24 protein-coding genes are annotated in these 26,540 nt (G+C 72.7%); 19 read left to right on the forward strand and 5 right to left on the reverse strand.

Annotated elements, in window-relative coordinates; genetic code table 11:
• Positions 1–119 precede the first annotated feature (119 nt).
• The 9 genes from EDF42_RS13850 to EDF42_RS13890 are packed head-to-tail and all read left to right on the forward strand — an operon-like array spanning position 120 to position 10,682.
• Positions 120–542, forward strand: coding sequence for a carboxymuconolactone decarboxylase family protein (locus tag EDF42_RS13850; protein WP_123672756.1), 423 nt, complete (start codon positions 120–122; stop codon positions 540–542).
• 10 nt (positions 543–552) lie between these two features.
• The gene (locus EDF42_RS13855; RefSeq protein WP_123672758.1) at positions 553–1,785 is read left to right on the forward strand and encodes an LLM class flavin-dependent oxidoreductase; all 1,233 of its coding nucleotides are present in this window, start codon (positions 553–555) and stop codon (positions 1,783–1,785) included.
• Entirely contained in the window at positions 1,782–3,218 is a 1,437-nt protein-coding gene (locus tag EDF42_RS13860; protein ID WP_123672761.1) for an NtaA/DmoA family FMN-dependent monooxygenase, read from the forward strand. Before EDF42_RS13855 ends, EDF42_RS13860 begins: the two co-directional genes overlap by 4 nt.
• Entirely contained in the window at positions 3,215–4,237 is a 1,023-nt protein-coding gene (locus tag EDF42_RS13865; protein ID WP_123672763.1) for an LLM class flavin-dependent oxidoreductase, read from the forward strand. Before EDF42_RS13860 ends, EDF42_RS13865 begins: the two co-directional genes overlap by 4 nt.
• A complete protein-coding gene (locus EDF42_RS13870) occupies positions 4,234–5,316 on the forward strand; it encodes an ABC transporter permease (RefSeq protein WP_123672886.1) in 1,083 nt (360 codons plus the stop codon). Before EDF42_RS13865 ends, EDF42_RS13870 begins: the two co-directional genes overlap by 4 nt.
• Positions 5,313–6,206, forward strand: a complete 894-nt coding sequence (locus tag EDF42_RS13875) for an ABC transporter permease (RefSeq protein ID WP_123672765.1) — start codon at positions 5,313–5,315, stop codon at positions 6,204–6,206. Before EDF42_RS13870 ends, EDF42_RS13875 begins: the two co-directional genes overlap by 4 nt.
• Complete coding sequence (locus tag EDF42_RS13880; RefSeq protein ID WP_123672767.1) at positions 6,203–7,840, forward strand: ABC transporter ATP-binding protein; 1,638 nt, start codon at positions 6,203–6,205, stop codon at positions 7,838–7,840. The genes EDF42_RS13875 and EDF42_RS13880 overlap by 4 nt, the downstream gene beginning before the upstream one ends.
• On the forward strand, positions 7,837–9,468 hold the full coding sequence (locus EDF42_RS13885; RefSeq protein WP_123672769.1) for an ABC transporter substrate-binding protein: 1,632 nt from the start codon (positions 7,837–7,839) through the stop codon (positions 9,466–9,468). Before EDF42_RS13880 ends, EDF42_RS13885 begins: the two co-directional genes overlap by 4 nt.
• Positions 9,465–10,682, forward strand: a complete 1,218-nt coding sequence (locus EDF42_RS13890) for an LLM class flavin-dependent oxidoreductase (protein WP_123672770.1) — start codon at positions 9,465–9,467, stop codon at positions 10,680–10,682. Before EDF42_RS13885 ends, EDF42_RS13890 begins: the two co-directional genes overlap by 4 nt.
• A gap of 369 nt (positions 10,683–11,051) precedes the next feature.
• Here EDF42_RS13890 and EDF42_RS13895 read toward each other — a convergent pair whose 3' ends face one another.
• The 3 genes from EDF42_RS13895 to EDF42_RS13905 are packed head-to-tail and all read right to left on the reverse strand — an operon-like array spanning position 11,052 to position 14,106.
• Entirely contained in the window at positions 11,052–12,095 is a 1,044-nt protein-coding gene (locus EDF42_RS13895; RefSeq protein ID WP_123672772.1) for a transporter substrate-binding domain-containing protein, read from the reverse strand.
• 53 nt (positions 12,096–12,148) lie between these two features.
• Positions 12,149–12,922 (reverse strand): amino acid ABC transporter ATP-binding protein, encoded by a 774-nt coding sequence (locus tag EDF42_RS13900; protein ID WP_123340490.1) that lies wholly within the window; start codon positions 12,920–12,922, stop codon positions 12,149–12,151.
• On the reverse strand, positions 12,922–14,106 hold the full coding sequence (locus tag EDF42_RS13905; RefSeq protein ID WP_123672774.1) for an amino acid ABC transporter permease: 1,185 nt from the start codon (positions 14,104–14,106) through the stop codon (positions 12,922–12,924). Before EDF42_RS13905 ends, EDF42_RS13900 begins: the two co-directional genes overlap by 1 nt.
• 131 nt (positions 14,107–14,237) lie before the next feature.
• On the opposite strand from EDF42_RS13905, the gene EDF42_RS13910 reads away from it, so the two are divergent.
• The 4 genes from EDF42_RS13910 to EDF42_RS13925 all read left to right on the forward strand — a co-directional run bounded on the left by EDF42_RS13910 (position 14,238) and on the right by EDF42_RS13925 (position 18,606).
• Complete coding sequence (locus EDF42_RS13910) at positions 14,238–14,489, forward strand: DUF4287 domain-containing protein (RefSeq protein WP_123340492.1); 252 nt, start codon at positions 14,238–14,240, stop codon at positions 14,487–14,489.
• Positions 14,490–14,538: 49 nt separating this feature from the next.
• Positions 14,539–15,507 (forward strand): hypothetical protein, encoded by a 969-nt coding sequence (locus EDF42_RS13915; RefSeq protein WP_123292853.1) that lies wholly within the window; start codon positions 14,539–14,541, stop codon positions 15,505–15,507.
• Positions 15,508–15,583: 76 nt separating this feature from the next.
• A complete protein-coding gene (locus EDF42_RS13920) occupies positions 15,584–17,059 on the forward strand; it encodes an alpha/beta fold hydrolase (RefSeq protein ID WP_123340493.1) in 1,476 nt (491 codons plus the stop codon).
• Entirely contained in the window at positions 17,056–18,606 is a 1,551-nt protein-coding gene (locus tag EDF42_RS13925) for a GMC family oxidoreductase (protein ID WP_123672776.1), read from the forward strand. Before EDF42_RS13920 ends, EDF42_RS13925 begins: the two co-directional genes overlap by 4 nt.
• 63 nt (positions 18,607–18,669) lie before the next feature.
• Here EDF42_RS13925 and EDF42_RS13930 read toward each other — a convergent pair whose 3' ends face one another.
• Together EDF42_RS13930 and EDF42_RS13935 are read right to left on the reverse strand one after the other, a co-directional pair.
• A complete protein-coding gene (locus EDF42_RS13930) occupies positions 18,670–19,236 on the reverse strand; it encodes a GIY-YIG nuclease family protein (RefSeq protein ID WP_185003080.1) in 567 nt (188 codons plus the stop codon).
• Between the two features lie 315 nt (positions 19,237–19,551).
• Complete coding sequence (locus tag EDF42_RS13935) at positions 19,552–20,397, reverse strand: siderophore-interacting protein (RefSeq protein ID WP_123672778.1); 846 nt, start codon at positions 20,395–20,397, stop codon at positions 19,552–19,554.
• Positions 20,398–20,455: 58 nt separating this feature from the next.
• Here EDF42_RS13935 and EDF42_RS13940 point away from each other — a divergent pair, with 58 nt between their 5' ends.
• The 6 genes from EDF42_RS13940 to EDF42_RS13965 all read left to right on the forward strand — a co-directional run bounded on the left by EDF42_RS13940 (position 20,456) and on the right by EDF42_RS13965 (position 26,500).
• Positions 20,456–21,139: a heme oxygenase (biliverdin-producing) gene (locus EDF42_RS13940; RefSeq protein WP_123672780.1), complete on the forward strand. Its 684-nt coding sequence runs from the start codon at positions 20,456–20,458 to the stop codon at positions 21,137–21,139.
• Positions 21,136–21,459 (forward strand): DUF2470 domain-containing protein, encoded by a 324-nt coding sequence (locus EDF42_RS13945; RefSeq protein WP_221181031.1) that lies wholly within the window; start codon positions 21,136–21,138, stop codon positions 21,457–21,459. The genes EDF42_RS13940 and EDF42_RS13945 overlap by 4 nt, the downstream gene beginning before the upstream one ends.
• 252 nt (positions 21,460–21,711) lie before the next feature.
• On the forward strand, positions 21,712–24,369 hold the full coding sequence (locus EDF42_RS13950) for a phosphoenolpyruvate carboxylase (protein ID WP_123672782.1): 2,658 nt from the start codon (positions 21,712–21,714) through the stop codon (positions 24,367–24,369).
• A gap of 113 nt (positions 24,370–24,482) precedes the next feature.
• Positions 24,483–25,691 carry a multidrug effflux MFS transporter gene (locus EDF42_RS13955; protein ID WP_260235506.1) on the forward strand — a complete coding sequence of 403 codons (1,209 nt, stop codon included), beginning with the start codon at positions 24,483–24,485 and terminating at the stop codon, positions 25,689–25,691.
• A gap of 60 nt (positions 25,692–25,751) precedes the next feature.
• Complete coding sequence (locus tag EDF42_RS13960; protein WP_123672788.1) at positions 25,752–26,087, forward strand: STAS domain-containing protein; 336 nt, start codon at positions 25,752–25,754, stop codon at positions 26,085–26,087.
• Positions 26,087–26,500 carry an ATP-binding protein gene (locus tag EDF42_RS13965; RefSeq protein ID WP_111085614.1) on the forward strand — a complete coding sequence of 138 codons (414 nt, stop codon included), beginning with the start codon at positions 26,087–26,089 and terminating at the stop codon, positions 26,498–26,500. Before EDF42_RS13960 ends, EDF42_RS13965 begins: the two co-directional genes overlap by 1 nt.
• Positions 26,501–26,540: the final 40 nt, after the last annotated feature.

Consider the following 26,540-nt stretch of genomic DNA (forward strand, 5'->3'; position numbering starts at 1 on the left):
GCGTCGCGCGTGACGCCGTGTGACGGCCGGCCGGCGGCTCCGTGTCACACGACGACACCGCCGGTCACGGTCCGCAACACCCGTCGCCTCGAGGCCCCGACCGCCCTAGCGTCGCCGACATGACCGACTACCTCGACCGCGAACAGGACAAGACCTTCACGAAGGTCTACAAGCAGCAGACCCCGGACATCCTCAAGGCCTTCGTCCAGTTCGACGAGTCGGTGTTCCAGGCCGAGGGCCGCGCGATCCCGCTCAAGTACCGCGAGCTCATCGCCCTCGCCGTCGGCATCACCACGCAGTGCGTCTACTGCATCGACGGCCACAGCCAGCGCGCGGTGACGGCCGGTGCGACCGAGGCTGAACTCGCCGAGGCCGCCTGGGTCGCCACGGCCATCCGCGCCGGCGGTGGGTTCGCGCACGGCCGGCTCGGCTTCAAGTTCGGCGCAGACGCGACCCCCGCCGACGCGACCCCCGCAGACGCGGCCCCCGCCAACGCGGCCCCCGCGTCGGCCGCCGCCGACCACGCCGCGCACACCCACTAGGAGGACTGCCATGCCCGACCGCATCACCCTCGTCACCGCGCTGCAGGGCGCCGGCTGGCACCCCGCCGCCTGGCGCGTCGCCGGCCCGGCCGCGCAGCGCCTGTCGAGCCTCCGGCACTGGCGCGAGGTCGTCGTCGAGCAGGACCGGCTCGGCATCGACGCCGTCACCATCGAGGACTCGTTCACCGCGGGCCCGACGCGCCCGGCAGGCCCCGGCCCGACGGCTGCCGACCACGACCTCGACACCACGACCGTCGTCGGACGCCTCGACGCCCTCCTCGTCGCGAACGCGGTCGCCCCCGCGACCCGCGCCGTCGGTCTGGTGCCGACCGTCTCGGTGACGCACACCGAGCCGTTCCACGTCGCCACGGGCCTCCAGACCCTCGACCACGTCTCGCTGGGGCGAGCCGGGTGGCGGATCCAGGTGAGCCCGACGCCCCGCGAATCGGCCCTGTTCGGCCGTCGACCCGGCGGCGACGACGCGGCCACGCTGTTCGACGAGGCCCGCGAGGCGGCGGAGGTCGTGTCGCGCCTCTGGGACAGCTGGGACGACGACGCGATCATCCGCGACGTCACGACCGGCCGCTTCATCGACCGCGACCGGATCCACAACGCCGAGTACGCGGGCCGTCACCTGTCCGTCCACGGCGCGTCGATCGTGCCGCGGTCGCCGCAGGGTCGCCCGCCGGTCTTCGCCCTGGCCCACCGCGCCGACGCAGCGGCGTTCGCCGTCGACGCTGCGGACGTCGTGCTCGTCACGCCCGGGTACCAGGGCCGGGAGGCGCTGGACCTGGTGGACGAGGTCCGTCACCTCGAGCAGGTGGCCGGGTCGGACGTCCGTCGCCCGGTCCTCGCCGACCTCGCGGTGCTGATCGGGTCGTCGACCGCTGCCGCGGCCGACGAGCTCGCCGCGCTCGACGCCGCTGCCGGTACCCCGTACGCCGTCGGCTCCGGGTCGGACACGTCCGTGCTCGCGACGACGGTGCCCGAACTCGTGTCGCTGATCGGGGATCTGCGGGGCCTCGGCTTCGCCGGCGTCCGGCTCCGCCCCCTGCGCATCCCGATCGACAGCACCGCCATCGCGGGGCAGCTCGTCCCCGCCCTCGTCACGGCCGGGCTCCGCGCCGACGTGGCGTCCCGTCCCACCGCCGACCTGCGCACGCGGCTCGGCATCGCCCCGGCGGTCAGCCGGTACGCCCGTCCGTCCGTCACCGGTCCAGTTCCCTCGGGGGTCTCAGCATGAGCACCAAGCGTCAGGTCCACCTCGCCGCCCACTTCCCAGGCGTCAACAACACCACCATCTGGAGCGACGACCGCGCCGAGAGCCAGATCGCGTTCTCGTCGTTCGAGCACTTCGCCCGCAACGCGGAGCGTGGGTTCTTCGACTTCCTGTTCCTCGCCGAGGGCCTGCGGCTCCGCGAGCAGAAGGGCCGCGTCCACGACCTCGACGTGGTCGGGCGCCCGAACACCCTCGCGGTCCTGGCTGCCCTGGCCGGGGTCACCGACCACATCGGGCTGGTCGGCACCCTGCAGACGACGTTCAACGAGCCCGTGGAGCTCGCGAAGCAGCTCGCTACGCTCGACCACCTGACGGACGGTCGTGCCGGCTGGAACGTCGTGACGAGCTCGGACGCGTTCCACGGCGCGAACTTCCGCCGCGGCGGGTTCCTCGACCACGCCGACCGGTACACGCGCGCCGCCGAGTTCATCGCGCTGTCCCGCGAACTCTGGGACTCGTGGCAGCCCGACGCCGTCGTCGCCGGCACCGCCGCGGTCGGCGAGCTGGCGGACGGCGTGTTCGCCGACCGGTCGCGCATCCGCGACGTCGACCACCACGGTCCGCAGTTCGACGTCACCGGCACGTTCCCGGTGCCCCGCAGTCCGCAGCGGCACCCGGTGATCGTGCAGGCCGGTGACTCCGACGAGGGGCGCGACCTCGCCGCCACGAACGCCGAGGTCATCTTCTCGCTGCACACCGAGTTCGACGACGCGCAGGCGTTCTACCGCGACGTGACCGAGCGGCTCGAACGGGTCGGACGGTCGAAGGACGAGCTGCAGATCCTGCCCGGCGCGACGTTCGTGATCGGGTCGTCGGCGGCGGACGCCGAAGAACGGTCGAACGCCATCCGTCGTGCCCAGGTCAGTCCGGCCACGGCGATCGCGTTCCTCGAGCAGGTCTGGAACCGCGACCTGTCGTCGTACGACGTCGACGGCCCGCTGCCGACGGTCGAGCCCGACTACGAGGGCACCGCGATCACCCGCGGGCGCGCACGGCACACCCGCGACGTCCCCGCCCTGGTGCAGTCTTGGCGGGACCTCGCCGAGGCCGAGCACCTGTCCATCCGCGACCTCGTCATCCGCGCCTCGACCCGCGGCGGGTTCGTCGGGACGGCGTCGCACATCGCCGCCGAGATCGACCGGTACGTGCAGGAGCGCGCCACCGACGGGTTCGTCGTCGTGCCGCACACCAACCCCTACGGCCTCGACGAGTTCGTCGACACGGTCGTCCCGCTGCTGCAGGAGCGCGGCGTCTACCGGCAGTCCTACGACGAGGGTGCGACCCTCCGGCAGACGCTCGACCTGCCCGGCACGATCCGCGACCGATCGGCCGCCGCACGCACGGCCGCATCGGCGGGTCCGGCGCGTGCGGCAGCGTCCGCCGGGGTGCTCGCGTGACGATCTCCAGCCTCGCGATCCTCGTCCCCGGCAACTTCGAGGACGACGCCCCTGCCGACGGTCTCGAGGCCACCCTCGACCTCTTCGCCACGGCCGAGCGGCTCGGCATCGACGGTGCCTGGGTCCGGCACCGACACCTCGAGCACGGCATCGGCTCGGCCGCGGTCTTCCTGGCGGCGGCGTCGCAGCGCACCACGTCCATCGAGCTCGGCGTCGCCGTCGTGCCGATCGGGTGGGAGAGTCCCTTCCGCCTGGCCGAGGACTTCTCGCTCGCCGACGTCCTGGCGCACGGTCGGCTGCAGGTCGGCCTGTCCACCGGCTCGCCGCACGCCGAGATCCTCGGCGATCTGGTGTTCGACGGCGACTGGCGCGCGTTCGACCGTGGGTACGGGCGGGTGTCCCGGTTCGTGGAGAACCTGCGCGGCGCGTTCCTCGGCGCGGACGACACCGTCATCCAGAGCCCCGGGAACCTCCAGCGCCCCCGGTTGCAGCCGTACGCGCCGGGCCTGGTCGACCGGGTCTGGTACGGCGGCGGGTCGCTCCGGTCGGCCGCGTTCGCCGGCAGTTCCGGGCTCAACCTGCTGCTCGGCAACCTCACCTCGGGCGAGGACACCGACGACTACGGCACCGCTCAGCGGAACCAGCTCGCGGCGTACCGCGCCGCGCTGCCGACCGGCCGCACGCCCCGCGTGGCCTGGGGCCGGTGCGTCGTGCCGACCGACTCGGCCGACCGGGTCTCGCGCGAGCGGTACCGCACCTGGTACGAATCCCGTCTCGCACGGCAGACCGCGCCCCAGGGACCGCGGCGGACCCTGTTCTCCGCCGACCTGGTGGGGCCCGCCGAGCAGATCGTCGAGCAGCTCGTGCACGACGCCACGCTCGCCGAGGTCGACGAGTTCCGGATCGAGCTGCCCTACGAGTTCGCCGGTGACGAGTACGAGCAGATCGTCTCGGACGTCGTGGCGAAGGTCGCACCGGCGCTCGGGTGGACGCCCGCCCGGACGGCGGTGGCGGCGTGACCCGCTACGTACTCTCCCGCATCGGTCAGGCCGTGCTCGTGCTCTGGGCGGCGTGGACGATCTCGTTCTTCGTGCTCTACGTGCTGCCGAGCGACCCGGCCCGCATCATGGTCGGCCCGGACGCCACCGACGTCACGGCGGCGCAGCTCGACGCGCTCCGGCACCAGTACGGCCTCGACCAGCCGGTGCTCGTGCAGTACGTCCAGCACCTCGGCGCCCAGCACCTCGGCGCCCTGCTCACCGGCGACCTCGGCCGCTCGATCGGCGTCGGTCGACCGGTCGCCGACGTCATCGGCGAAGCGATCGCGCCGACCGCCCAGATCGCGGTCGCCGGCCTCGTGCTCGCGATCGTGTTCGGCGGCGGGATCGCGGTCCTGGCGACGTGGACCCGGAACCGGGCCCTCGGTCAGTTCCTGCTCCAGCTGCCCCCGATCGGCGTCGCCGTCCCCGGGTTCTGGTTCGCGCTGCTGCTGGTGCAGTGGTTCTCGTTCGGACTGCACGTCTTCCCGGCGTTCGGCGGCGAGGGTCCCGCATCGGTCGTGCTGCCGGCGATCACCCTGGCGCTGCCGACCGGTGCCACGATCGCCCAACTGCTGTCGAAGTCCCTCGTCCAGACCCTCCGCGAGCCGTACGTGGACACCGCGTACGCCAAGGGTGCCGGGCGGTGGCGGGTGCAGCTCCGGCACGCGCTCAAGAACGCTGCGCTGCCCGCGCTCACCGTGACGGGACTCATCGTCGGACAGCTGTTCTCCGGCACCGTCGTCACCGAGACGGTGTTCTCACGCCCGGGCCTCGGCCGGGTCACCGCCACCGCCGTGCAGCAGCAGGACATCCCCGTCGTGCAGGGCATCGTGCTGCTCGCCGCCGCGATCTTCGTCGTGGTGAACCTGGTCGTCGACCTCGTGTACCCGCTGCTCGACCCGCGCGTCGTCGTCGCCGGCAGCCGTCGGAAGCTCCGCGACCAGGACGGCGGGACACCGGGAGGGACACCGGGCACGACGCCCGGCGGGACGCCCGGCGCGAGCCCGTCCAGCGCCAGCCCCTCCAGCGCCACCGAACCGAAGGCGGTCCCCGCATGACCGAGACCACGCAGCTCGCCATCGGGCGCCCCGCGTCGCTCGCCACCGACCGCGTGCCCGGCGGCACCGCGCCCGCCCTCTGCGCACTGATCGCCCGCCCGACGCTCGCCATCGCCCTCGTCTGGCTCGCCCTCGTCGTGCTCGCCGCGCTCCTGCCCGGAGCACTCACCCACCACGACCCGCTCGCCGCCGATCCGGCCGCCAAGCTCACCGCTCCCGACGCCGCGCACTGGTTCGGCACCGACCAGCTCGGCCGCGACCTGTACGCCCGCGTCGTGCACGGCACCGCGCTCACACTGCAGGCCGCGGTCCTCGCGATCGTCATCGGGCTGGTCGGCGGCTCGCTCGTCGGGCTCGTCGCCGGCTTCGTCGGCGGGGTCGTCGACGCCGTGCTCATGCGCGTCGCCGACGTCCTGCTCGCGATCCCGAGCCTGCTGCTCTCGCTGACGATCGTCACCGTGCTCGGCTTCGGCACCGTGAACGTCGCGGTGGCGGTCGGCGTCGCGAGCATCGCCACGATCGCGCGCATCATGCGCTCCGAGGTCGTCCGGGTCCGCACCGCGCCGTACGTCGAGGCGGCGAGCGCGAACGGCAACCGCTGGTGGCGCGTGCTGCTCGTGCACGTGCTGCCCAACGCGGCCGGGCCCGTCCTGGTGCTCGCCGCCCTGGAGTTCGGCACGGCGATCCTCGCCGTCTCGAGCCTGAGCTTCCTCGGGTACGGCGCGCAGCCGCCGCAACCCGAGTGGGGCTCGCTCGTCGCCACCGGGCGCGACTTCATCGCGTCCTCGTGGTGGCTCACGACCATCCCCGGCCTCGTGATCGCCGTCACGGTGCTCGCCGGCAACCGCGTCGCCCGTGCACTCGACACCGAACGGAGGGCCGTCCGATGAGCCTGCTCAGCATCCAGGACCTGACCGTCACCTACGGCCGGGGCAGCAGCGCGCGCACCGCCCTGCACGGCGTCTCGCTCGACGTCGGCCGCGGCGAGCGCGTCGCCATCGTCGGCGAGTCCGGTTCGGGCAAGTCGACGACGGCGCACGCGGTCCTCCGGCTCCTGCCCGCAGCGGCGGACCTGACGGGAGGCACGGTGCGGCTCTCCGGGGCGGCCGACGGATCCGGGGACCTCGACCTGGTCACCGCGACCGACCGCCAGGTGCGGTCCGTGCGCGGCGTCCGGATCGGCTTCGTCCCGCAGGACCCGACGGTGTCGCTCAACCCCGTGACGCGGATCGGCACCCAGGTGGCCGAGGTGCTCCGGATCCACGGACTCGCCACCGGTGCCGAGGCTCGGGAACGCGCCGTCGAGGAGCTCCGCCGTGCCGGAATCGACCGACCCGGACTCCGTGCTCGGCAGTACCCGCACGAGCTGTCCGGCGGCATGCGGCAGCGGGTGCTCATCGCGATCGCCCTGATCGGCGACCCGGAGCTCCTCGTCGCGGACGAACCGACGAGCGCGCTCGACGTCACGGTCCAGCGGACGATCCTCGACCACCTGGACCGGCTCGTCGCCGAACGGGGCACGAGCGTGCTGTTCATCACGCACGACCTCGGGGTCGCCGCCGACCGGGCCGACCGCATCGTCGTGATGTCCGAGGGACGGATCGTCGAGCAGGGCACCCCGGCCGAGGTGCTCGGCGCACCCCGTGAGCCGTACACGCGCGCACTGATCGCAGCGGCGCCCAGTCTCGACGACGTGACCGTGTCCGTGGGAGCCGCCCCGCGCCTCCAGGCCGGTGTGGACGAGCCGCTCGTCGTCGCGACGGGCCTGCGGAAGTCCTTCGCCCGCGTGGCCGCCGTCGACGGCGTCGACGTGACCGTCCCGCGCGGCCGCACGCTCGCGCTGGTGGGGGAGTCCGGTTCGGGCAAGTCGACCACCGCGCGCCTCGTGCTCGGACTCGAACGCCCGGACGCCGGCCGCGTGAGGTTCGACGGTGCCGACGTGGGCGGAGCCCGCGGTGCCGCGCTGCGGGCGTACCGGCGGCAGGCGCAGATCGTGCAGCAGAACCCGTACGCGGCCCTGCACCCGCGGCTGTCGGTGGGAGCGGTGATCGCGGACCCGCTCGCGGCCTTCGGCATCGGCACCCGGCGGTCCCGCGCGGCTCGGGCGGCGGAGCTGCTCGACCTCGTCGCGCTGCCGTCGGCCGTGCTCGGTCGTCGTCCGGCGGAGCTCTCCGGCGGACAGCGGCAGCGTGTGGCGATCGCCCGCGCGCTCGCGCTCGACCCGTCGTTCATCGTCCTCGACGAACCCGTCTCCGCGCTCGACGTGTCCGTCCAGGCGCAGATCCTCGACCTGCTCGCGGAACTGCAGTCGACGCTCGGCGTCTCCTACCTGTTCATCTCGCACGACCTCGCCGTCGTCCGTCGCATCGCGCACGAGGTGTCCGTCCTGCGCGGCGGCCGCGTCGTGGAGCACGGCGACGTGGCGCAGGTGCTGCACGACCCGCAGCACGAGTACACGCGCGCACTGCTCGACGCGATCCCGGGACGGTCCCGGCGCGTCCCCACCACCGAAGGAGTCTCATGACCACCCACCGCACCCCGTTCCGTCTGGTGGCCGCGATCGCGGCCGGCACCGCGGCGGCCCTGGTCATGGCGGGCTGCTCGTCGGGCGGCACCGCGTCGACGTCCTCGTCGTCGTCGAAGCCCGTCGACGGCGGCTCGCTCACGTACGCCATCGCGAACGACCCGATCACGCTCAACCCGGCGGGCACCGGCGCGGGCAACGACACGTTCGCGATCACCCGGCAGCTCGTCGACTCGCTGCTCTGGCAGGACCCGTCCGACGGCTCGCTCACGCCGTGGCTCGCGACCAAGTACTCGGCGAACGCCGACGCCACCGCGTTCACGTTCGACCTGCGCTCCGGCGTCACGTTCTCGGACGGCACCGCGTTCGACGCGACGGCCGTCAAGGACACCTTCGACGACATCGCCTCGGCCGGCGCATCGAGCACGGCGGCCGCGTACTTCTCCGGCTACGAGGGGACGAAGGTCGTCGACGACGACACGGTCGAGGTCGACTTCGGGGCGCCGAACGCCGCGTTCCCGAACGCCACGGCGTCGGTCGCCCTCGGCATCGTCGCCCCGAAGACCACCGAGACCCCGTTCGACGACCGCGCCGACGGGAAGGCCGTGATCGGCACCGGACCGTTCACGCTGTCGTCGTACACGAAGAACACCTCCACCGTCCTGACGAAGCGCAAGGACTACGACTGGGGCCCCGCCGCGCGGTCGAACGCCGGGGCAGCGCACCTGTCCGAGGTGACGTTCCAGGTCGTCCCCGAAGCCAGCGTCCGCACCGGCAGCCTGCAGTCCGGGCAGCTCGACGCGATCAGCAGCGTGCAGCCGAGCGACGTCGACGTGCTCAAGTCGCAGTACGAGCTGGTGACCCGCGCCAACCCGGGCCAGGTGTTCGGCCTGACGTTCAACCAGAAGCGCCCGATCGTGTCCGACCTCGTCGTCCGGAAGGCGATCGCACAGGCCGTCGACCCGAAGGCGGTCCGTGACACCGCACTGAACGACCTGTTCACGGTCGCGGACTCGGTCCTCGGGTCGACGACGCCCGGGTACGCGGACACGTCGTCGGGTTCGGCGACGTACGACCCGAAGGCTGCGGCGGCCGCCCTGGACGACGCCGGGTGGGAGAAGGGATCCGACGGCATCCGCACGAAGGACGGCACGAAGCTGCAGCTCAAGCTCGTCTGGATCACGAACTTCGGACCGAACCAGACGTCGCTCGAGCTGATCCAGCAGGAGCTCGGGAAGGTCGGCGTCGGCGTCACCCTCGAGAGCGGGACCGTGCCGCGGTACCTCGCCAACCTGACGAGCGGCGACTGGGACCTGTCGTGGGACAACAGCTCGCGCGCCGACGGCGACGTCCTGCGGTCGAAGTTCTCCAGCTCGGGTGCACAGTCGATCGGTGCGTCGGACACGACGCTCGACGCGCTCTTCACGAAGGAGCTGTCGCAGTCGTCGGCGTCCGACCGGTCGGCCACCTTCGGGGAGATCCAGCAGCGCATCGCGTCCCAGGTCGACTTCGTCCCGGTGCACGAACTCACCAGCATCATCGCGCCGGCGACGGACGTGCACGGCATCGTCTTCGGCGCCGACACCCGGCTCGACCAGCTGACCGGCGCGTGGAAGGACGCCTCGTGAGCGCCGCTCGCTCCGTCCCGCTCTCGGTCCTCGACCTGGTGCCGGTCACCGCCGGATCGTCCGCAGCCACGGCGCTCCACCGCACCGTCGACCTCGCCGTCGCCGCGGAACGCGCCGGGTACGCCCGCTACTGGCTCGCCGAGCACCACCTCAACCCCGGTGTCGCGGGCAGCGCGCCGACCATCGTGATCGGAGCGGTCGCCGCGGCCACGTCGACGATCCGGGTCGGCAGTGCGGCGACGCTCGTCGGCAACGTCCGCGGGCTGCAGATCGCCGAGACCTTCGGCACCCTCGCTGCGCTGCACGGGCCGCGGATCGACCTCGGGCTCGGCCGCTCCGGGGCGCCAGCACCCGGCACCCCCAAGCCGCCGTCGCTCGCGCCCCGCTCGGACGAGGTCGTCGACGGACTGCTCGTGCCCGCACCGTTCGAATTCCACATCGCACCGGGCAGCCGGTTCGCCCTGCAGGGGGAGCTGCTCGGACGCGTCCCCGGTGACGTCGACCGGTTCGAGGGCGAGCTGTCGCTCATCCGGTCGCTGTTCGCCGGCACCTGGTCGCGGGACGGCGCCGTCGTCGAGGCGCCGCCGGCAGCAGGAGCGTCCGTCGAACTGTGGATCCACGGGTCGACCGGCGGCGAGAGCGCCCGGGTCGCCGGAGCACTCGGACTGCCGTACGGCGCGAACTACCACACGTCGCCCGGCACGGTCCTGGCGTCGGTGCAGGCCTACCGCGACGCGTTCAGCCCGGGGGTGCTCGAGGCACCGCACGTCATCGTGTCGGCGGACGTCGTCGTCGGGCGCACGGAGGCCGAGGCCGCGGAGCTGTCGCTCGGGTACGCGGAGTGGGTGCACTCGATCCGCTCCGGCGTCGGGGCGATCGAGTACCCGACGCCGTCCGCGGCACGGGCTGCGCCGCTCGCTGCGGCGGAGGCGGCGTCGGTCGCCGATCGGCTCGCCACCCGGTTCGTCGGCGATGCTGCGGCCGTCGCGGACCGCCTCGAGGTCCTGCAGCGGGCAACCGGCGCGGACGAGCTCCTGGTGACGACGATCACGCACGACCACGACGCCCGGGTGCGTTCCTACGAGCTGCTCGCGGCGGAGTGGGCGGCGCGGGGTGCAGCTGGTGCTGGTGCTGGTGCTGGTGCTGGTGCTGGTGCTGGTGGTGGTGCTGGTGCTGCGCGTGCGGCGGCTGGCGTGGGTGCCGGGGCGCGCTGACCGTACTGGTCCGTGTCGACCCGGAACGACGAGCTCGATGTCGCACGACATCGGGCTCGTCGTTCGTGCGCGCGTGCAACCGGTGGCGCATGCAACGAGCGACACCGTGGTCGTCGTGCGACGTCGACGATGTCGTTCGGGGTCGGTGCGCGCGGTCGGTGCGCGTGCATGTTCCGACGATGCACGCGTCGATCACCTCGTGGAATGTCGGACGATGCGCGCGCAACGAGCGACACCGTGGTCGTCGTCGGACGTCGACGATGTCGTTCCGCATCGGCGCCGACCACCGCGCGCGCACGGAACGACTCCCTCGACGTCGTGCGACATCGAGGGAGTCGTTCCGAGTCGTTCGGACCCGACGAACCCCGCTCAGCTCGCGTCGAGCGGCAGCCCCTCGGGGTTGACCTCGGAGTGCTCCACGGCCTCGTTCGACAGGTTGTACGACTTGAGCCACTTCGCGTACGTGCCGTCGTCGATCAGCTCGTCGATGGCGTCCGCGATGGGCTCGGCGAGCCCGCTGTCCTTCTTCGTCGTCGCCGCGATGAGCCCCTGCAGGTCCCCGCCCGCGCCGGAGAACGTGCCCGCGGTCTTCGTCGGGTTCGCGCCGTCCGCGCTCAACGTGTTCTGGTAGGCGACCGTCGGGTTCGGCCCGAAGTACGCGTCGATCTTGCCGGAGTCGAGCGCCAGCTTCACGGCGTTGCCGTCCGGGTAGTACTTGATCGTGATCGTCTTGCCCTGCTTCGCGAGGTCGGCCTTCCAGCCGAGCAGGATGAGTTCCTGGTTGGTGCCGGAACTGACGGCGACGGTCTTGCCGGCGAGCACGGACGGGTCGCCGTCGAACGTCAACGAGGAGTCCTCCGGCACCTGGAGCGCGAGGTTGTCCTGGCGGTACGAGGCGAAGTCGTACTTCTCCTTGCGCTGCTCGGTCACCGTGATGTTCGAGAAACCGGCGTCGTACTTGCCGCCGTCGATCCCGACGAACAGGTTGTCCCACGTCGCGTTCTGCACCTGGTCCTCGAGGCCGAGCTTCGCGGCGACGAGCCGGCCGAGGTCGGGCTCGGAGCCGGTCAGCGTCTTCTGGTCGTCGCCGGTGAACGCGAGCGGCGGGAACCCGGCGGGCAGCGCACCGATGCCGACGACGAGCTTGCCGGACTTCTTGATCGATGCCGGGAGTTCGTCGTGCAGCTTCTCGTCCGCGTCGACCGTGACCTTGGTCTCGGTGGCGGCGCCGTTCGACGCGGCGCCGATCGTGACCGTGCCGTCGGACGCGCCGGAGCCAGAGCCAGAGCCGGAGCCGGAGCCCGAGCCGGCGGACGCCGACGTGGCGCACCCGGCCAGGGCGACGACGACTCCGGTGGCGAGGACGAGGGCGCCGGCGCGGTTCCGCCAGCGTGCGGGGGTGGTGGGGGACATGGTTCTCCTGGGATCGGGTGGAAAGGGGAAGAAGGAACGTCGAGGGGACGGCGTCAGCGGACGCGGGACAGGAAGTCCCGCGTGCGAGCGTGCTGCGGATCGTCGAGCACCTGGGCGGGGGAGCCCTGCTCGACGACGCGGCCGTGGTCGAGGAACACGACGTGGTCGGCGACCTCGCGGGCGAAGGCGATCTCGTGGGTGACGATGACGAGCGTGGTGCCCGTGTCCGCCAACCCCCGGATGACGCCGAGCACCTCGCCGACGAGCTCCGGGTCGAGCGCCGAGGTCGGCTCGTCGAGCAGGACGACCGACGGCTCGAGCGCCAGTGCCCGCGCGATGGCCACGCGCTGCTGCTGCCCGCCGGAGAGCTGCCGCGGCCGGGTGTCGCTACGGTCACCGAGTCCGACTCGCTCGAGCAGAGCCGCCGCACGGGCGTGCGCCACGGCACGGGGGACCCCGGCGGCGATCGGCCCCTCGGCCACGTTCTCGAGCGCGGTCAGGTGCGGGAACAGGTTGAAGTGCTGGAACACGAAGCCGATCCGCGACCGCTGCCGCAGGATCAGGCGATCGGGCAGCTCCTTGTAGCGGGGGACCCCGTCGCGCCCGGTCCGGAGCCGGACGCCGATCGTCTCGCCGCCGACCGTGACGACGCCGCGGTCGAGCGGTTCGAGGTGGTTGATCGCGCGCAGCAGCGTGGACTTCCCGGACCCCGACGGGCCGAGCACCACGGTGACGCTCCCGGACGGCAACGACAGGTCGACGCCGTCGACGACGACCGTGTCACCGAACGCCTTGACGGCTCCGTGGATGCTGATCGCTGCGCTCATCAGATGGTCCTGTCGTCGATGGTGGAAGCGGGGCCGGACGCGACCACGCGCGCGCCGGAGGCGGCCTGCCGGGCGCGATCCGGGCCTCCAGGCCGTCCCGACCCACGTCCGGAACCGCGACGCACGGCGGCCCGCACCCGCTGGAACGGCGTGGGCGGCAACGCCCGGACCGAGCCGCGGGCGGTCCACCGCTCGACGTAGTACTGCACGACCGACACCGCGCTGGTGAGCGCGAGGTACCAGAGCGTCGCGACCACGAGCAGCGGGATGATGTCGGTCGGGTAGGTGCTCGACAGGTTCTGCACCACCCCGAACAGGTCGAGCAGCGACACGTAGAACAGCAGCGACGACGCCTTGAGCAGCCCGACGACCTGGTTCACGAACGCCGGCACGATCGACCGCAGTGCCTGCGGCAGGATCACCCGCACGAACTGGCGACGCCGGGGGAGCCCGAGGGCCTGCGCGGCCTCGTGCTGGCCGTGGTCGACGGCGAGCACGCCGGCGCGGACGATCTCGGAGGCGTAGGCGATCTCACTCAGGCTCAGGCCGATCACCCCGATGGCCAGGTCGCCGAGGACGTTGGCCGTGGTGACCTCGACCTGCGGCCCGAACGGGATCCCGATGCCGATCGTCGGGTACAGCGACCCGAGGTTGTACAGGAAGACGAGCACGAGGATGAGCGGCACGGAGCGGAACAGCCAGACGTAGCCCCACGCCAACCCGGACAGCACCGGGTTGTGCGAGAGCCGGGCGATCGCGACGACGATGCCGCCGGTGAAGCTGATGACCGCGCTCAGCGCCGTCGCGACGAGCGTGAGCTGCAGGCCGGTCAGGATCGCCGGGCTGAACAGCCACTTCCCGACGGCCGGCCAGCCCCACGACTCGTTCGTGAACAGCGTCTCGACGAAGTTCAGGAGCACCACCAGCACGACGGCCGCGGCGATCCAGCGCAGCGGGTGCCGCAGCGGGAGGACGGGTCGGTCGAGCGCGGCGCGTCCGGCGGCGTCCACGGACGTGGCGGTCGCGTCGGTTGCGTCGGTTGCGTCGCTCGCGACGGTCGGCCGGGAGGCCCGTGGTGCGTCCGGCGCTCCGGCCGCGTGGTCGACGCCGGTCGCGTCGACCCCGTCGGTGCCGGCGACGGCGCTGGTCGCGCCGCGGGGCAGTCCCGTTCTGGTGTCGGTCATGTCGCGACCGTAGAAGGGTCGCGGTGCCTGGACAACGCACCGTGAAACACACCGCTACGGGGCGGAACGCTGCGTCACAGTCGCCGCGCGCGTGACGTTCCGTGACGCCGGGTGCGCAGTACTGTTCTGCCATGACAGCGCACCGCGTGACCGCTCCAGCGCCCCCGGCGGACGGCAGCACGGCGAAGGGGCCGGCGTCGTACTTCCCGAGCATCGAGAAGACGTACGGCCGCCCGGTCCAGGAGTGGCTCGACCTGGTCGCCGAGCAGCTCGACGACCACCCGCACATGCAGGTCGTCGCCTGGCTGAAGACCGAGCACGGGCTCGGCCACGGCCATGCGAACGCGCTCGTCGCGTACGCGAAGCGGGCCCTCGCGGGCTGAGTGCACCCCGGTTTCCCGCAGTGTCGGTGGCGGTGCCTAGCGTGTGGACGTGGCCGAACCCGTCGACGCGTGGTGGCGCCGCCGACAGTGGTCGCGCGGCGAGGCGGTGCCGTACGCCGTCGGGCAGTTCCGCGCCGACTGGGCGCCGTACCCGGTGCTCATCCGGCAGTACCACCCGGACTGGAACCACGGCGTCGTCCTGACCCAGGTCCCGCCGGCGGCCGAGGTCCTGCTGACGTGGGAGTGCGACGTCGGCCACGTCTTCGTCGCCACGCCGTCCGAACAGCGCTCCCGGCCGGGTCGTGAACGCCGACGCTCGGTGTGGTGCCCGGAGTGCGCGGTGCAGGCGCAACCGCAGCGCTGGCCGGTCCTGCCGTCCGACTGGCCGTCGCAGGTGCCGGTCCCGCAGCGGGTGGTCCGGGCCACCGGTCGCCAGACCCTGCCGGCCGCGCCCTCCCGCGGGACCCCGGCCGGTGCTGTCGCCTCGAGCCGCACCCGCGCACGTCGACCGGCGCCGGGCACGCCGCGACGTCCGAGTCAGCCGGTGCCCCGCACGATCTGCCCGAAGACCCCGCGGCTGCCCTCGGGCGAGTCCTTCACGAGCGTCTGCGCCCCGGCGACGGCCTCCGCGGTCGAGGCCGAGCTCCGCGCGGCGCTGTCCGACCGGTTCGCGTTCACCTACGACCACTCCGCGATCCGCCTCGACCGGCCGTTCTTCGACCACGTCGAGGTCTGGCCGGACATCATCCTGCCCGAGCTGCGCGTCGCGATCGAGTACGACTCGACCGGCCGCCACGGCCTCGAGCACGTCGGCCCGCGGCAGGACACCGACCGCCGGAAGGACCGCGCCGTCCGCGCCGTCGGCTGGGAGGTCGTCCGCATCCGCACCGGACGCCTGCCGGCGCTCGGGCCGTACGACCTGCAGGTGTCCGGCATCTCCGGCCGGACCGTCGATCGGCTCGCCGACACCCTGCGGGAGATCCGCGGCGACCTCTTCGTGGACGCGTACGCACGGTGACCGATCGGGGTACAGGATCCGCCGACGGGGTACACCCCGCCTGGGTCCACCGCGGAGCGACCGGTAGGCAAGAGGAGTGACCCCTGCGTTCTGCCTCCACGCGTTGGGGGCGAGCTCCGAGGAGTTCGCCCTGCTCCGCCGCGCCCTGATCCGCGACGACCTCGAACTCATCGGGATCGACCTGCCCGGCTTCGGCCGCAGCCCGGCGTCGTCCGGCACGACCGTCGAGGAGATGGCCGTGCTCGTCGAGCGCGCGATCGGCGCCAGTGGCGCGAGCGAGTGGGTACTCGTCGGTCACTCCATGGGCGGCAAGGTCGCCACGGTCGTCGCCGACCGCACGATGTCCGGCGCGAACGGCCTGTTCGGGTTGCGCGCCGTGGTGCTGCTCGCGGCCTCGCCGCTCGCGCCCGAACCGATGGACGACGACCGCCGCGCCGCGATGCTCTCCTGGGCGGCGGACGGCTCGATCAGCGCGGCGCACGCCGCCGAGTTCGTCGACGCGAACACCGCGTCCACCCTGGCGCCCGAGCGACACACGACGGCCGTGCAGGACGTCGAGCGCGCCGACCCCGGCGCGTGGACCGCGTGGCTCACGCGCGGCAGCCGCGAGGACTGGTCCGACGCGGCCCCGAACCCCGTGCCGGCACTCGTGCTCGCCGGTGCCGAGGACGGCGACCTCGACGCCGAGGCACAGCGGCGCCTGACGCTGCCGCACTGGCCCGACTCGGAGCTCCACGTCGTCGAGGGTGCTGCCCACCTGCTGCCGTGGGAGCAGCCCGAGGCGGTGGCGGACCGCATCCGCGACTTCTGGACCCGCCGGTTCACCGGGGCGCCCGTCGTGCCCGTCGAGCAGGCACGGGTGATCGCCTCGCCGCGGGTCAGCGCGCGGATGCGTTCCCTGTTGGCGGCCCGCGCGCTGCCCGACGACCCGTCCGCCGAACCGCGAGCACTCACTGCTCGGCAGCTCGACACCCTCCGTGCGATCGCGCGCATCGTCGTGCCGCAGCCCGGCGACGGTCAGGTGGACCTCGCCCTGCGCGTCGACGACCAGCTCGCCGCGGGGCTCGGTGACGGATGGCGGGTCGACGGCATGCCCACCGACGTCGAGGCGTACCGGGCAGCGCTCGACGTGCTCGCCGGGCCAGCGCAGGACGGCGTGCTCGACAACGCCCTGCAGGACGTGGCCGCCGGTCGGTACGGCGCCGACGGTGTGCCCGATGCCGGACGCGACGACGTGGTGGACGCCGTGCTGGACACCGAGGTGGACGCAGCGCAGCTGCGTACTTGGTACGAGGACGCCAGCGTCGACCTCGTGAAGCACTGGCTCGCGCACCCCGCGACGATGGCGGCGATCGATTTCGACGGCTTCGCGAACGGGGGCGACGGCGTCCGCAAGCAGGGCTTCCAGTTGCTCGCCGCCGACCAGCGCGAGGCCTGGGAGCCAGCCGCACCCGACCGCCGCGAGCGCACCCGCGACGACACGCACGACGGCACGCACGACGGCACGCGCAACATGCACGACGACACCACGACGACGGAAGCAGCACGATGAGACTCGACGGACAGCGCACCTACGGCACGGACGACGTCGTCGACGTGGTGGTCGTCGGCACCGGAGCCGGCGGAGCGCCCCTGCTGGCCTCCCTGGCCCGACGTGGCCTGCGGGTCGTCGCCCTCGAGGCCGGTCGCAACACCGAGCCGGGCGAGCACGTGCCCGACGAGGTCGCCGCCCCCGGTGACATCAACTGGATGGACGAGCGGCTGAGCGGCGGCGGCGCACCGACGGCGTTCGGTCCGAACAACAGCGGCACCGGGGTCGGTGGTTCGACGCTGCACTGGGGCGCGTTCACCCCGCGTCCGAGCACGCACGACCTGTCGCTCCGCTCCGCGTCCGGTGTCGGCGAGGACTGGCCGATCAGCCACGCCGAACTCACCGGCTGGATCGAGCAGGTCGAACACGACGTCGGGGTCGCCGGACCCGAGCACTACCCGTGGGACCCGTCCCGCCGCTACCGGATGCGTCCACCGGCGCGCAACGCCTCGTCGGACATGATGATGCGCGGGGCAGCGGCCGCCGGCATCACCGCGACCGACGCCCCCGTCGGCCTGACCACCGAGGACCGCCACCAGGAGCACCACGGCCTGCGGCACGCCTGCGTTTCCTGCGGCTCGTGCCACCAGGGCTGCCGCAACGGCGCGAAGGTCTCGATGGACACCACCTACCTGCCCGCCGCGGTGGCGTTCGGCGCCGAGATCCGGCCGGACTCCTTCGTGCACGGCATCGAGCTCGATGCTTCCGGCGAGGTCAGCGCCGTGCTGTACACCCACGACGGCCGCGAACACCGGCAGCGCTGCCGGGCCCTCGTGCTCGCCGCCGGCGGCATCGAGACCCCGCGCCTGCTGCTGCACACCGGGCTCGCGAACAGCAACGACCAGGTCGGCCGGAACTTCACCGCGCACGGCGCCACCCAGGTTTGGGCGCGGTTCGACGAGTCGATGCGCTCGTACCGCGGTTACCCGTCGTCGATCATCACCGAGGACTTCGTGCGCCCCGCCGACGCGGACTTCGCCGGCGGGTACCTGATCCAGAGCCTCGGCGTGCAGCCGCAGACCTTCGCGAACACGCTCATCCGGGGCGGCGGCCTGCGCGGCGCCGAGCTCGTGCGGGCGCTGCAGGACTACCCGCACTCGGCGGGCGTCGGCATCAACGCCGAGTGCCTGCCCTACGACGACAACCGGCTGGTCCTCGCGGACGAGGTCGACGAGCACGGCGTGCCACGAGCCCGGGTCTCGTTCACCCCGGGCGCGAACGAGGACGCGATCCGCCGCCACGCGATCCGCACCATGACGACCATCGTCGAGGCCGCCGGCGGCAAGGACGTCCGGGTCCTCGAGCGCACCGCACACACCATCGGCACGGCACGCATGGGCGCGGACCGCGAGACCTCGGTCGTCGACCCGGACGGCCGCTCGTGGGACGTCCCGAACCTGTGGATCGCCGACAACTCGGTGTTCCCGAGCGCCGTCATCGCGAACCCGGCGCTGACGATCATGGCGCTCTCCCTGCGCACCGCCGACCGGATGCTCCGCGCGGCCTGACCGGCGTGGGCGGCCCGCCGACGTGGGCGGGCCGCCGGCGCGGACGCGCTCCGGCCCGCTCGGTCAGCCGCGCAGGGCCAGTGCTTCGCTCGTCCACCGGGCGTGCAGGTCCCACGGGTCGTCCACGCCGGCCGCGACGGCGTCGACGTGCGCGAGCAGCTCCGGTGTCGCCCGGAACCACTCGGTGCCGGGGTACCGGGCGGCCGCGAACTGGGCGTGCCGCCGACGTTCGAGCGTCCGGTCGCCCCGCTCGAAGGCCAGGAGGTCCTGGTGCGGGATCGCGGCCAGCCGCTGCTTCGGGTTCATCGTCGTGCCGATCTTCACCCGGTCGCCGAAGTCGTCGCGCATCCGCAGGTAGTACACGACGTCGACCCGCGGGGGAGCGAGGTCGCCATCGGGCACGTCGCCCCACCGCCACTCGCACCGCGCGCAGACGAAGCCCGTCGGGAACCGCACCCCGACGCGGGATCCGCACATCGGGCACGGCCCCGGCAGGGTGTCCTCGACGCCGACGTGCTCGGCCGCGAACTCCGTCACCAGGGCGACGTGCGTCGCGCACAGGGGCACACCCGTGAGCGCGTCCGCAGCGGGACCTGCGCAACCCGGCACGCAGCACGACGAGGTGACCATGCCCGGAACGCTAGCCGGACCCACCGACGCACCCCGTGCCTCCCGTCCGCCCTGCGCACCCGCGCCGGACCGGCGCGTACCTGCCTGAAACGGGCGTACCTGGTCGGTTGGAACGATCAGGTACGCCCGTTTCCGCTTCCCATCGCATCCGCTCTGGGAAGAACCGGGCGTCCCTGCCCGAACCAGGCGGACTCACGCCGAACCGGTGCGCACCTACCGAAACCGGGCGTACCTGGTCAGTTGGAACGACCAGGTACGCCCGTTTCCGCTTCCCACCGCATCCGCTCTGGGAAGAACCGGGCAGGCCGAGACCGATCAGTCGGTGAAGATCACGCCGACCGGCTCGCGCTTCTCCTCCTGGAACTGGTCCTCACCGCGGCCGAGCGCCCAGTACGCCGACAGCGACATCTCGCGCTTCTCGAGCCCCCAGTCGTCCTGCAGCAGCCGACGGATCGCCTTCATCGCGGTCCGCTCGCCGTGTGCGAACACCTGGACCGGCCGGGAGGCACGGGGCAGCGCCCGGGCCGCGTCCAGCAGGAGCGTGCCCGGCTGGGCGCCGGTGGCGTCGCGGTGCAGCCACCGCAGGTCGACCCCCGCCGGGTGCGCGATGTCCTGCTCGTCGGCAGGGCCGGCAACCTCGACCAGGGCGACTCCCGTGGCCGTGTCGGACATCGACTCCAGCGCGGCGCCGATGGCCGGCAGGGCACTGTCGTCGCCGAGGAGGACGTGGGTGACGGCCGGGTCGTCGACAGGCGCGTAGCCACCGCCGGGACCGGACAGGGCGAGTTTGTCGCCGGGCTGCGCCGCTGCGGCCCAGGGCCCGGCGAGTCCGTCGTCGCCGTGCACGACGAAGTCGACGGCGATCGTCTTCGCGGTGTGGTCGACAGCCCGCACCGTGTACGTGCGGCGGGCCGGTCGGTCTTGCTTCGGCAGCGTCTCGCGCAGTTCCTCGAGGTCGTACGGGGGTTCGAGGCCGAGCGACGGCTTGGCGAGCAGGAGCTTGACGTACTTGTCGGTGGCGGCCAGCTTGTCCGGGTCGGCCGTGCCCACGAAGTCGTCGAAGGCCGGTCCGCCGAGGTGGACGCGCACCATGTGGGGCGACAGTCGCTCGGTGCGGTCGACGACGAAGACGTGCTGGGGGCGTTTGGGCTTGGAGCTCATCGGTACGAGCGTCCTCTCTCCTGCTTGACGTTTGTCGAACTAAGGTTAGCCTTACCTCATGGACACGACCGTCATCCCGTTCTCCGAGCTGCTGCGCAAGCGCACGCGTCGCTCGCACGGTTCCTCGGCCGGGAACGGCTTCATGCACGACCTGCTCGGCGGGAAGTGTGACGTCGCCGACTACGCGGCGTTGCTCGGACAGTACTCGTTCGTCTACGACGCCCTCGAACGTGCGGCCGAGCGGATGGCGGACCACCCGGTGGCGGCGCCGTTCGTCACCTCGCAGCTCACCCGGATGCCGGCGATCCGCGCCGACCTCGAGTACCTGATCGGCCCGGACTGGTCCGAGCTGGTCTGCCCGCTCCCCGCCACGACGGCGTACGTGCGGCGGCTCAACGAGGTCGCGGCCGAGTGGCCGGGCGGCTTCGTCGCGCACCACTACACGCGGTACCTCGGCGACCTGTCCGGCGGGCAGGTGATCGGGCGGATGCTCTCCGACCAGTTCGGCTTCGACACGAACGGCGTCCTGTTCTACATCTTCGACCAGGTCGCGGACCCGAGTGCCTTCAAGGACACCTACCGTGCGCAGCTCGACGCGGCGCCGTGGACGGCCGACGAGCAGGAGCGGGTCATCGCCGAGGTCGAACTGGCGTACTCGCTCAACAGCGGCCTGCTCGAGGGGCTCGACGCCCGGCGTCGACCGGTGACCGACGGGGCCGGCGACGTGGCGGTGACCGCGTGACCGAGCCCTTCGACGACGAGGCGCGCCGAGCGATCCTCCGGCACATGAACGCCGACCACGCGGTCGACAACCTGGCGATCGTCCGCGCGAACGGGGCCGCGACCGCCGTGGCCGCGACGATGACCGAGATCGACGCGATCGCCGGTGTCTGGATCGCCCGGCTCGACGACGGCGACGAGGAACAGGTCATCGTGCCCTGGACGTCGCCGCTGACCGACCGCCGTTCGGCGCGGGTGCAGATCGTCGAGGTCCACTCCGCCGCGCAGGCCCAGCTCGCTGAACCGAGCCGATCCGCGCTGATCCGCGCTGATCCGCGCTGATCCGAGCCGAACCGAGCCGATCCGCGCCGACCACAGACCCGCCGGGATCGCGGACCGCGTCGCAACTGCAGGGGTGCTCCCGCCACGCGTCGCGATCCCGGCGTCCTCCGTGCGTGCGCGCGCTGCGCGCGGGTACGCGCTCCACACACCCCGCCCGCTGATCCGTCCGGACGGTCGACGTCACGGGTGGCCGCGGGCCGATACGCTGCTCGGAGCCGGGACGGTGTTCCCGGACGACCCCGAAAGGACCCCATGACGGCGATCGACGGATCGGCGCGCCATGAGCGCGCTCGGGACGACGTCAGCGGCGCGGTCGACAGTGACCTGCGCGCCGACGTGCGCTACCTCGGCAACCTGCTCGGCCGGGTGCTGCGCGAGAACGGTGGCGACGAGCTGCTGCGTGACGTGGAGTCGCTGCGTGCGGCCGTGATCGACGCCTACGAGGGCGACCACGCCGAGGGTGCTGCCCGCGCGCAGACCCTCGTGTCCGCGATGTCGGCCGAGCGCGCCGAAGCGGTGGCGCAGGCCTTCACGACGTACTTCCACCTCACGAACCTGGCCGAGGAGCACCACCGCGTGCGGGTGCTCCGGCAGCGCGGCGACGACGGCGGCCTGGCCGGCGACTCGTTCCCGGCGACCTACGCAGAACTCGTGGCCGAGGTCGGCGAGGCCGAGGCGGCCGAGCGACTCCGGACGCTGCGGTTCCACCCGGTGCTGACCGCACACCCGACCGAGGCCCGCCGTCGTGCGGTGACCACGGGCGTGCGGCGCATCACGGACCTCATCGACGAGCGCGACCGCTCGAAGAACGCCACCGCGCGTGCCGAGAACGAGCGACGGCTGCTCGAGGAGATCACGACGCTCCTGCGCACCTCGCCGCTCCGCACGACCCGCCCGACCCCGCTCGACGAGGTCCGCACCGCCATGAGCGTCTTCGACCAGACGCTGTTCGAGATCGTCCCGCAGGTCTACCGCCTGCTCGACGACCGGCTGCAGGGCGACGACGCCGGACGTGCACCGGTGTCGGCGCCCGCGTTCGTGCGGTTCGGCACCTGGATCGGTGGCGACCGCGACGGCAACCCGTACGTGACCGCCGACATCACGCGCCAGGCTGCGGAGATCGCGGCCGAGCACATCCTGATCGGGCTCACCCGCGCCACCACCCGCATCGGCAGTGCCCTGACCCTCGACGCGAGCGACACCCCGGCCGACGCCGGGCTCACCGCGCTCGTGGCGGCGCAGGAGTCGCTCGACCCGGGCATCGCCGAGCGCATCGGTGTCCGCGCCCCGAACGAGACGCACCGCCGCGCGCTCCTGTTCACCGCCGCGCGCATCGACGCCACCCGCCAGGGCACGACGCCGCTCGCGTACGACGGACCGGACGCCCTGCTCGCCGACCTCCGCACGATCCAGGCGTCGCTCGTCGCCGCCGGCGCGATCCGGCCGGCGAACGGCGAGCTGCAGAACCTCATCTGGCAGGTCGAGACCTTCGGGTTCCACCTGGCCGAGCTCGAGGTCCGGCAGCACTCGCAGGTGCACCGCACCGCCCTGGCGGAGATCCGGGCCGGCGGCGCGCTGAGCGAGACCACCGAAGAGGTCCTCGCGGTCTTCCGGACCATCGCCGACCTGCAGGACCGTTACGGGGTCCGTGCCGCCAGCCGGTACATCGTGTCCTTCACGCAGTCGGCGGCGGACCTGGCGAACGTGCACGAGCTCGCCGTCGCCGCACTCGGCTCGCCCGAGGCCGCGCCGGTGCTCGACGTCATCCCGCTGTTCGAGACCTTCGCCGACCTGCACGCCAGCGTCGACATCCTCGACGAGGCCGTCCGCACCGAGACGTTCCAGCGTCGCCTGGCCGCGACCGGCCGTCGGCTCGAGGTCATGCTCGGCTACTCGGACTCGTCGAAGGACGTCGGTCCGGTCTCCGCGAACCTGGCGCTCTACGACGCCCAGGCCCGCATCGCCGACTGGGCGCGGGACAACGAGGTCGAGCTCACCCTGTTCCACGGCCGCGGCGGTTCACTCGGCCGCGGCGGCGGGCCGGCCAACGAGGCCGTCCTCGCGCAGCCGCCGGGATCGATCGACGGTCGCCTGAAGCTCACCGAACAGGGCGAGGTCATCTTCGCGCAGTACGGCGACCAGGACATCGCGGCCCGTCACCTCGAGCAGATGGCCTCGGCCACCCTGTTCGCGTCGTCGCCGTCCAACGAGTCGCGCACGGCCGCTGCTGCCACCCGGTTCGCCGACCTCGCGCAGCAGCTGGACGACGTGTCGCGCGTCGCGTTCTACGAGCTGGTCAAGGCGGACGGGTTCGCTCCGTGGTTCGCACGGGTCACCCCGATGGAGGAGATCGGTCTGCTCCCGCTCGGCTCCCGCCCGGCCCGCCGCGGGCTGTCGGTCGAGTCGCTCGAGGACCTCCGGGCGATCCCGTGGGTGTTCTCGTGGACCCAGGCGCGGATCAACCTGGCCGGCTGGTACGGGCTCGGCTCCGCGCTCGAGGCGGTCGGTGACGTCGACGTCCTGCGGGCCGCGTACGCCGAGTGGCCGCTGTTCGGCGCGATGATCAAGAACGTCGAGATGTCGCTCGCGAAGACCGATGAGCACATCGCCCGCCGGTACCTCGAGCTCGCCGACCGCGACGACCTCGCCGCCAAGGTGCTCGACGAGATGACGCGGACCCGTGACTGGGTGCTCCGGATCTCGGGCGGCAGCGACGTGCTCGAGGACCGTCCGGTCCTGGCCCGGGCCGTGCGCCTGCGCAGCCCGTACGTCGACGCCCTGTCGCACCTGCAGCTCCGCGCGCTCCGGTCCATCCGGACGACGGGCAGCACCGACCCGACCGACGCCGACCACCGTCTGCTCCTGCTCACCGTGAACGGGATCGCCGCCGGCCTGCAGAACACCGGCTGACGCCGGCCGAGGCGGACAGGAGGCCCGTGGCGGTGCCGCCACCGGCCTCCTGTCCGCCTGCGCGCACGCCGTACCCCCGTCGAATCGATTCGGGTGCGCGTAGCGTGTCGGTCGTGACGACGGAGCGCACCCGGAAGCCGACCACGACCACCCTGCCGCCGATCGTGCCGCTGGCCCTGATCGTCGGGGTGTCGCCGTTCGCCACGGACATGTACATCCCGGCGCTCCCGCAGATCGCCCACGACCTCGGCACGACCCCCGGTGCCGTGCAGTTGTCGCTCACGGCGTTCCTCGTCGCCTTCGCGGTCGGGCAGTTGCTCGTCGGACCCGTCAGCGACGGGGTCGGCCGGCGGCCGATGCTCGTCGTCGGCACCGCGGTGTTCGCGCTCGCCTCGGTCGGGTGCGCCCTCGCGCCGGACGTCGTCACGCTCGTCCTCGCCCGCATCGCGCAGGGGCTCGGTGGAGCAGCCGGAGCGGTCGCCGGCCGGGCGATGGTGTCGGACGTGTCGAGTGGGACCCGGATGGCGAAGGTCTTCGGCACGCTCGCCGCGATCAACGCGATCGGCCCCGTCGTGGCACCCCTGGCCGGGGGCGCCGTGCTGACGTTCGGCACGTGGCGGATCATGTTCGTCGTGCTGGCGGTGCTCGGCGCGATGTTCTTCGCGATGGTGGTGCTGCGGTTCCGCGAGACCCTGCCGCCGGAGCGACGCGGGGGCGTGGGCTTCGCCGCGAACGGTCGACGCATCCGCGAACTGCTGGCGATCCCGCGGTTCCGGGCCTACGTGCTGAGCGGGGTGCTGTCCACCGTGGGGTTCTTCGCGTACATCGCGACCAGCTCGTTCGTGTTCCAGACCCAGTTCGGCTTCTCCGAGGGCATGTACACGCTGGTCTTCGCCACGAACGCCTCGATGATGATCGTCACCACGCTGGTGTTCGGCCGGGTCGTCGGACGGTTCTCCGAGGACTCCCTGCTCACCGTCGGCCTGCTCGTCGGCACCGCGGGTGCGGCGGCGGTCCTCGTCTCGGCGCTGCTCGACCTCGGTCCGGTGCCGGTCTGGTGCGCGCTCGCGGTCGTCACGGGTGCGTGGGGCTTCGTGCTGCCCGCCGCGATGACCCGGACGCAGCACGTCGGGGCGGCGCACCCGGGGACGGCCGCGGCCCTGCAGGGCGGCCTGACGTTCGGGATCGGCGGCCTCGGGACACCGCTCGCCGGCGCGCTCGGCGGGACCGCACTGGCGATGGGCGGGGTCATGGCGGCACTCATGGCCGCAGCCGTCGTGGTGCAGGTCACCGCGACGCGTCGGGACCGCAGTGGGACCTGACACGGCGGAGCCGGTAGGTTGCTGGTTGCAAGGCGCACCGATCAGAGGAGACCACCCGGCATGGACATCGTCGTACACGAAGCGCAGCCCGACACCGCGGTACTCGAGTGCAGCGGGCGCCTCAACATGGTGTCCGCCCCCGCGTTCCGCGAGGCGGTCGCGAAGGTCGTCGACAACGGACGTGCCCGCGTCGTGGTCGAGCTCTCCGGTGTCGAGTTCATGGACTCGTCCGGGCTCGGCGCGCTGGTCGGCAGCCTGAAGACCGCGCGGCAGGCGGGCGGCGACCTCCGCATCGCGGCGCCGTCCGAGCAGGTGCAGATGGTCCTGCAGCTCTCCAACATCGACAAGATCCTCCGCACGTACCCCGACGGGGACGCGGCGGTCACCGACTGGTGATGACCGCCTCGGCCGCCGAGCACACGCTCGCATTGTCGTGCCCGCCGGACGACGTGTCCGCCGTGCACGAGTTCCTGGCGGGCGTGTGGCAGCACGAACCCTCGGTCTCCGTCGAGGACCGGATGGCCCTCGAGCTCGCGATCGTCGAACTCACCTCGAACGTGATCGAGCACGGGACACGCCCGGAGGGAGTCTCATGCCGCCTGCGCCTCGAGATCGGAGCGGACCGGTTCGCGGCACTGCTCTCCGACGACGGCGTCGCCGCCACCGTGGACACCGAGTCGGCCGAGTTGCCCGACGGACTCGCCGAGAGCGGCCGCGGCCTCGCCCTGGTCCGGATGGTCGTGGACGACCTGCGGTACGAGCGGATCGCCGACGAGAACCGGTGGACGGTCCTGCGCGCCCGGCACTGACCGCCACCACGCGACCGGTCGCTTCGTCCGTCTCGCGCAC

Source organism: Curtobacterium sp. PhB172 (assembly GCF_003752545.1).
Classification (GTDB): Bacteria; Actinomycetota; Actinomycetes; order Actinomycetales; family Microbacteriaceae; genus Curtobacterium.

Coding starts and splice junctions, on each gene's coding strand:
- EDF42_RS13925 (WP_123672776.1), top strand. CDS start 17,056: ATGAGACTCGACGGACAGCGCACCTACGGCACGGACGACGTCGTCGAC.
- EDF42_RS13850 (WP_123672756.1), top strand. CDS start 120: ATGACCGACTACCTCGACCGCGAACAGGACAAGACCTTCACGAAGGTC.
- EDF42_RS13880 (WP_123672767.1), top strand. CDS start 6,203: ATGAGCCTGCTCAGCATCCAGGACCTGACCGTCACCTACGGCCGGGGC.
- EDF42_RS13950 (WP_123672782.1), top strand. CDS start 21,712: ATGACGGCGATCGACGGATCGGCGCGCCATGAGCGCGCTCGGGACGAC.
- EDF42_RS13905 (WP_123672774.1), bottom strand. CDS start 14,106: ATGACCGACACCAGAACGGGACTGCCCCGCGGCGCGACCAGCGCCGTC.
- EDF42_RS13930 (WP_185003080.1), bottom strand. CDS start 19,236: ATGGTCACCTCGTCGTGCTGCGTGCCGGGTTGCGCAGGTCCCGCTGCG.
- EDF42_RS13885 (WP_123672769.1), top strand. CDS start 7,837: ATGACCACCCACCGCACCCCGTTCCGTCTGGTGGCCGCGATCGCGGCC.
- EDF42_RS13900 (WP_123340490.1), bottom strand. CDS start 12,922: ATGAGCGCAGCGATCAGCATCCACGGAGCCGTCAAGGCGTTCGGTGAC.
- EDF42_RS13895 (WP_123672772.1), bottom strand. CDS start 12,095: ATGTCCCCCACCACCCCCGCACGCTGGCGGAACCGCGCCGGCGCCCTC.
- EDF42_RS13910 (WP_123340492.1), top strand. CDS start 14,238: ATGACAGCGCACCGCGTGACCGCTCCAGCGCCCCCGGCGGACGGCAGC.
- EDF42_RS13940 (WP_123672780.1), top strand. CDS start 20,456: ATGGACACGACCGTCATCCCGTTCTCCGAGCTGCTGCGCAAGCGCACG.
- EDF42_RS13935 (WP_123672778.1), bottom strand. CDS start 20,397: ATGAGCTCCAAGCCCAAACGCCCCCAGCACGTCTTCGTCGTCGACCGC.
- EDF42_RS13960 (WP_123672788.1), top strand. CDS start 25,752: ATGGACATCGTCGTACACGAAGCGCAGCCCGACACCGCGGTACTCGAG.
- EDF42_RS13875 (WP_123672765.1), top strand. CDS start 5,313: ATGACCGAGACCACGCAGCTCGCCATCGGGCGCCCCGCGTCGCTCGCC.
- EDF42_RS13965 (WP_111085614.1), top strand. CDS start 26,087: ATGACCGCCTCGGCCGCCGAGCACACGCTCGCATTGTCGTGCCCGCCG.
- EDF42_RS13855 (WP_123672758.1), top strand. CDS start 553: ATGCCCGACCGCATCACCCTCGTCACCGCGCTGCAGGGCGCCGGCTGG.
- EDF42_RS13860 (WP_123672761.1), top strand. CDS start 1,782: ATGAGCACCAAGCGTCAGGTCCACCTCGCCGCCCACTTCCCAGGCGTC.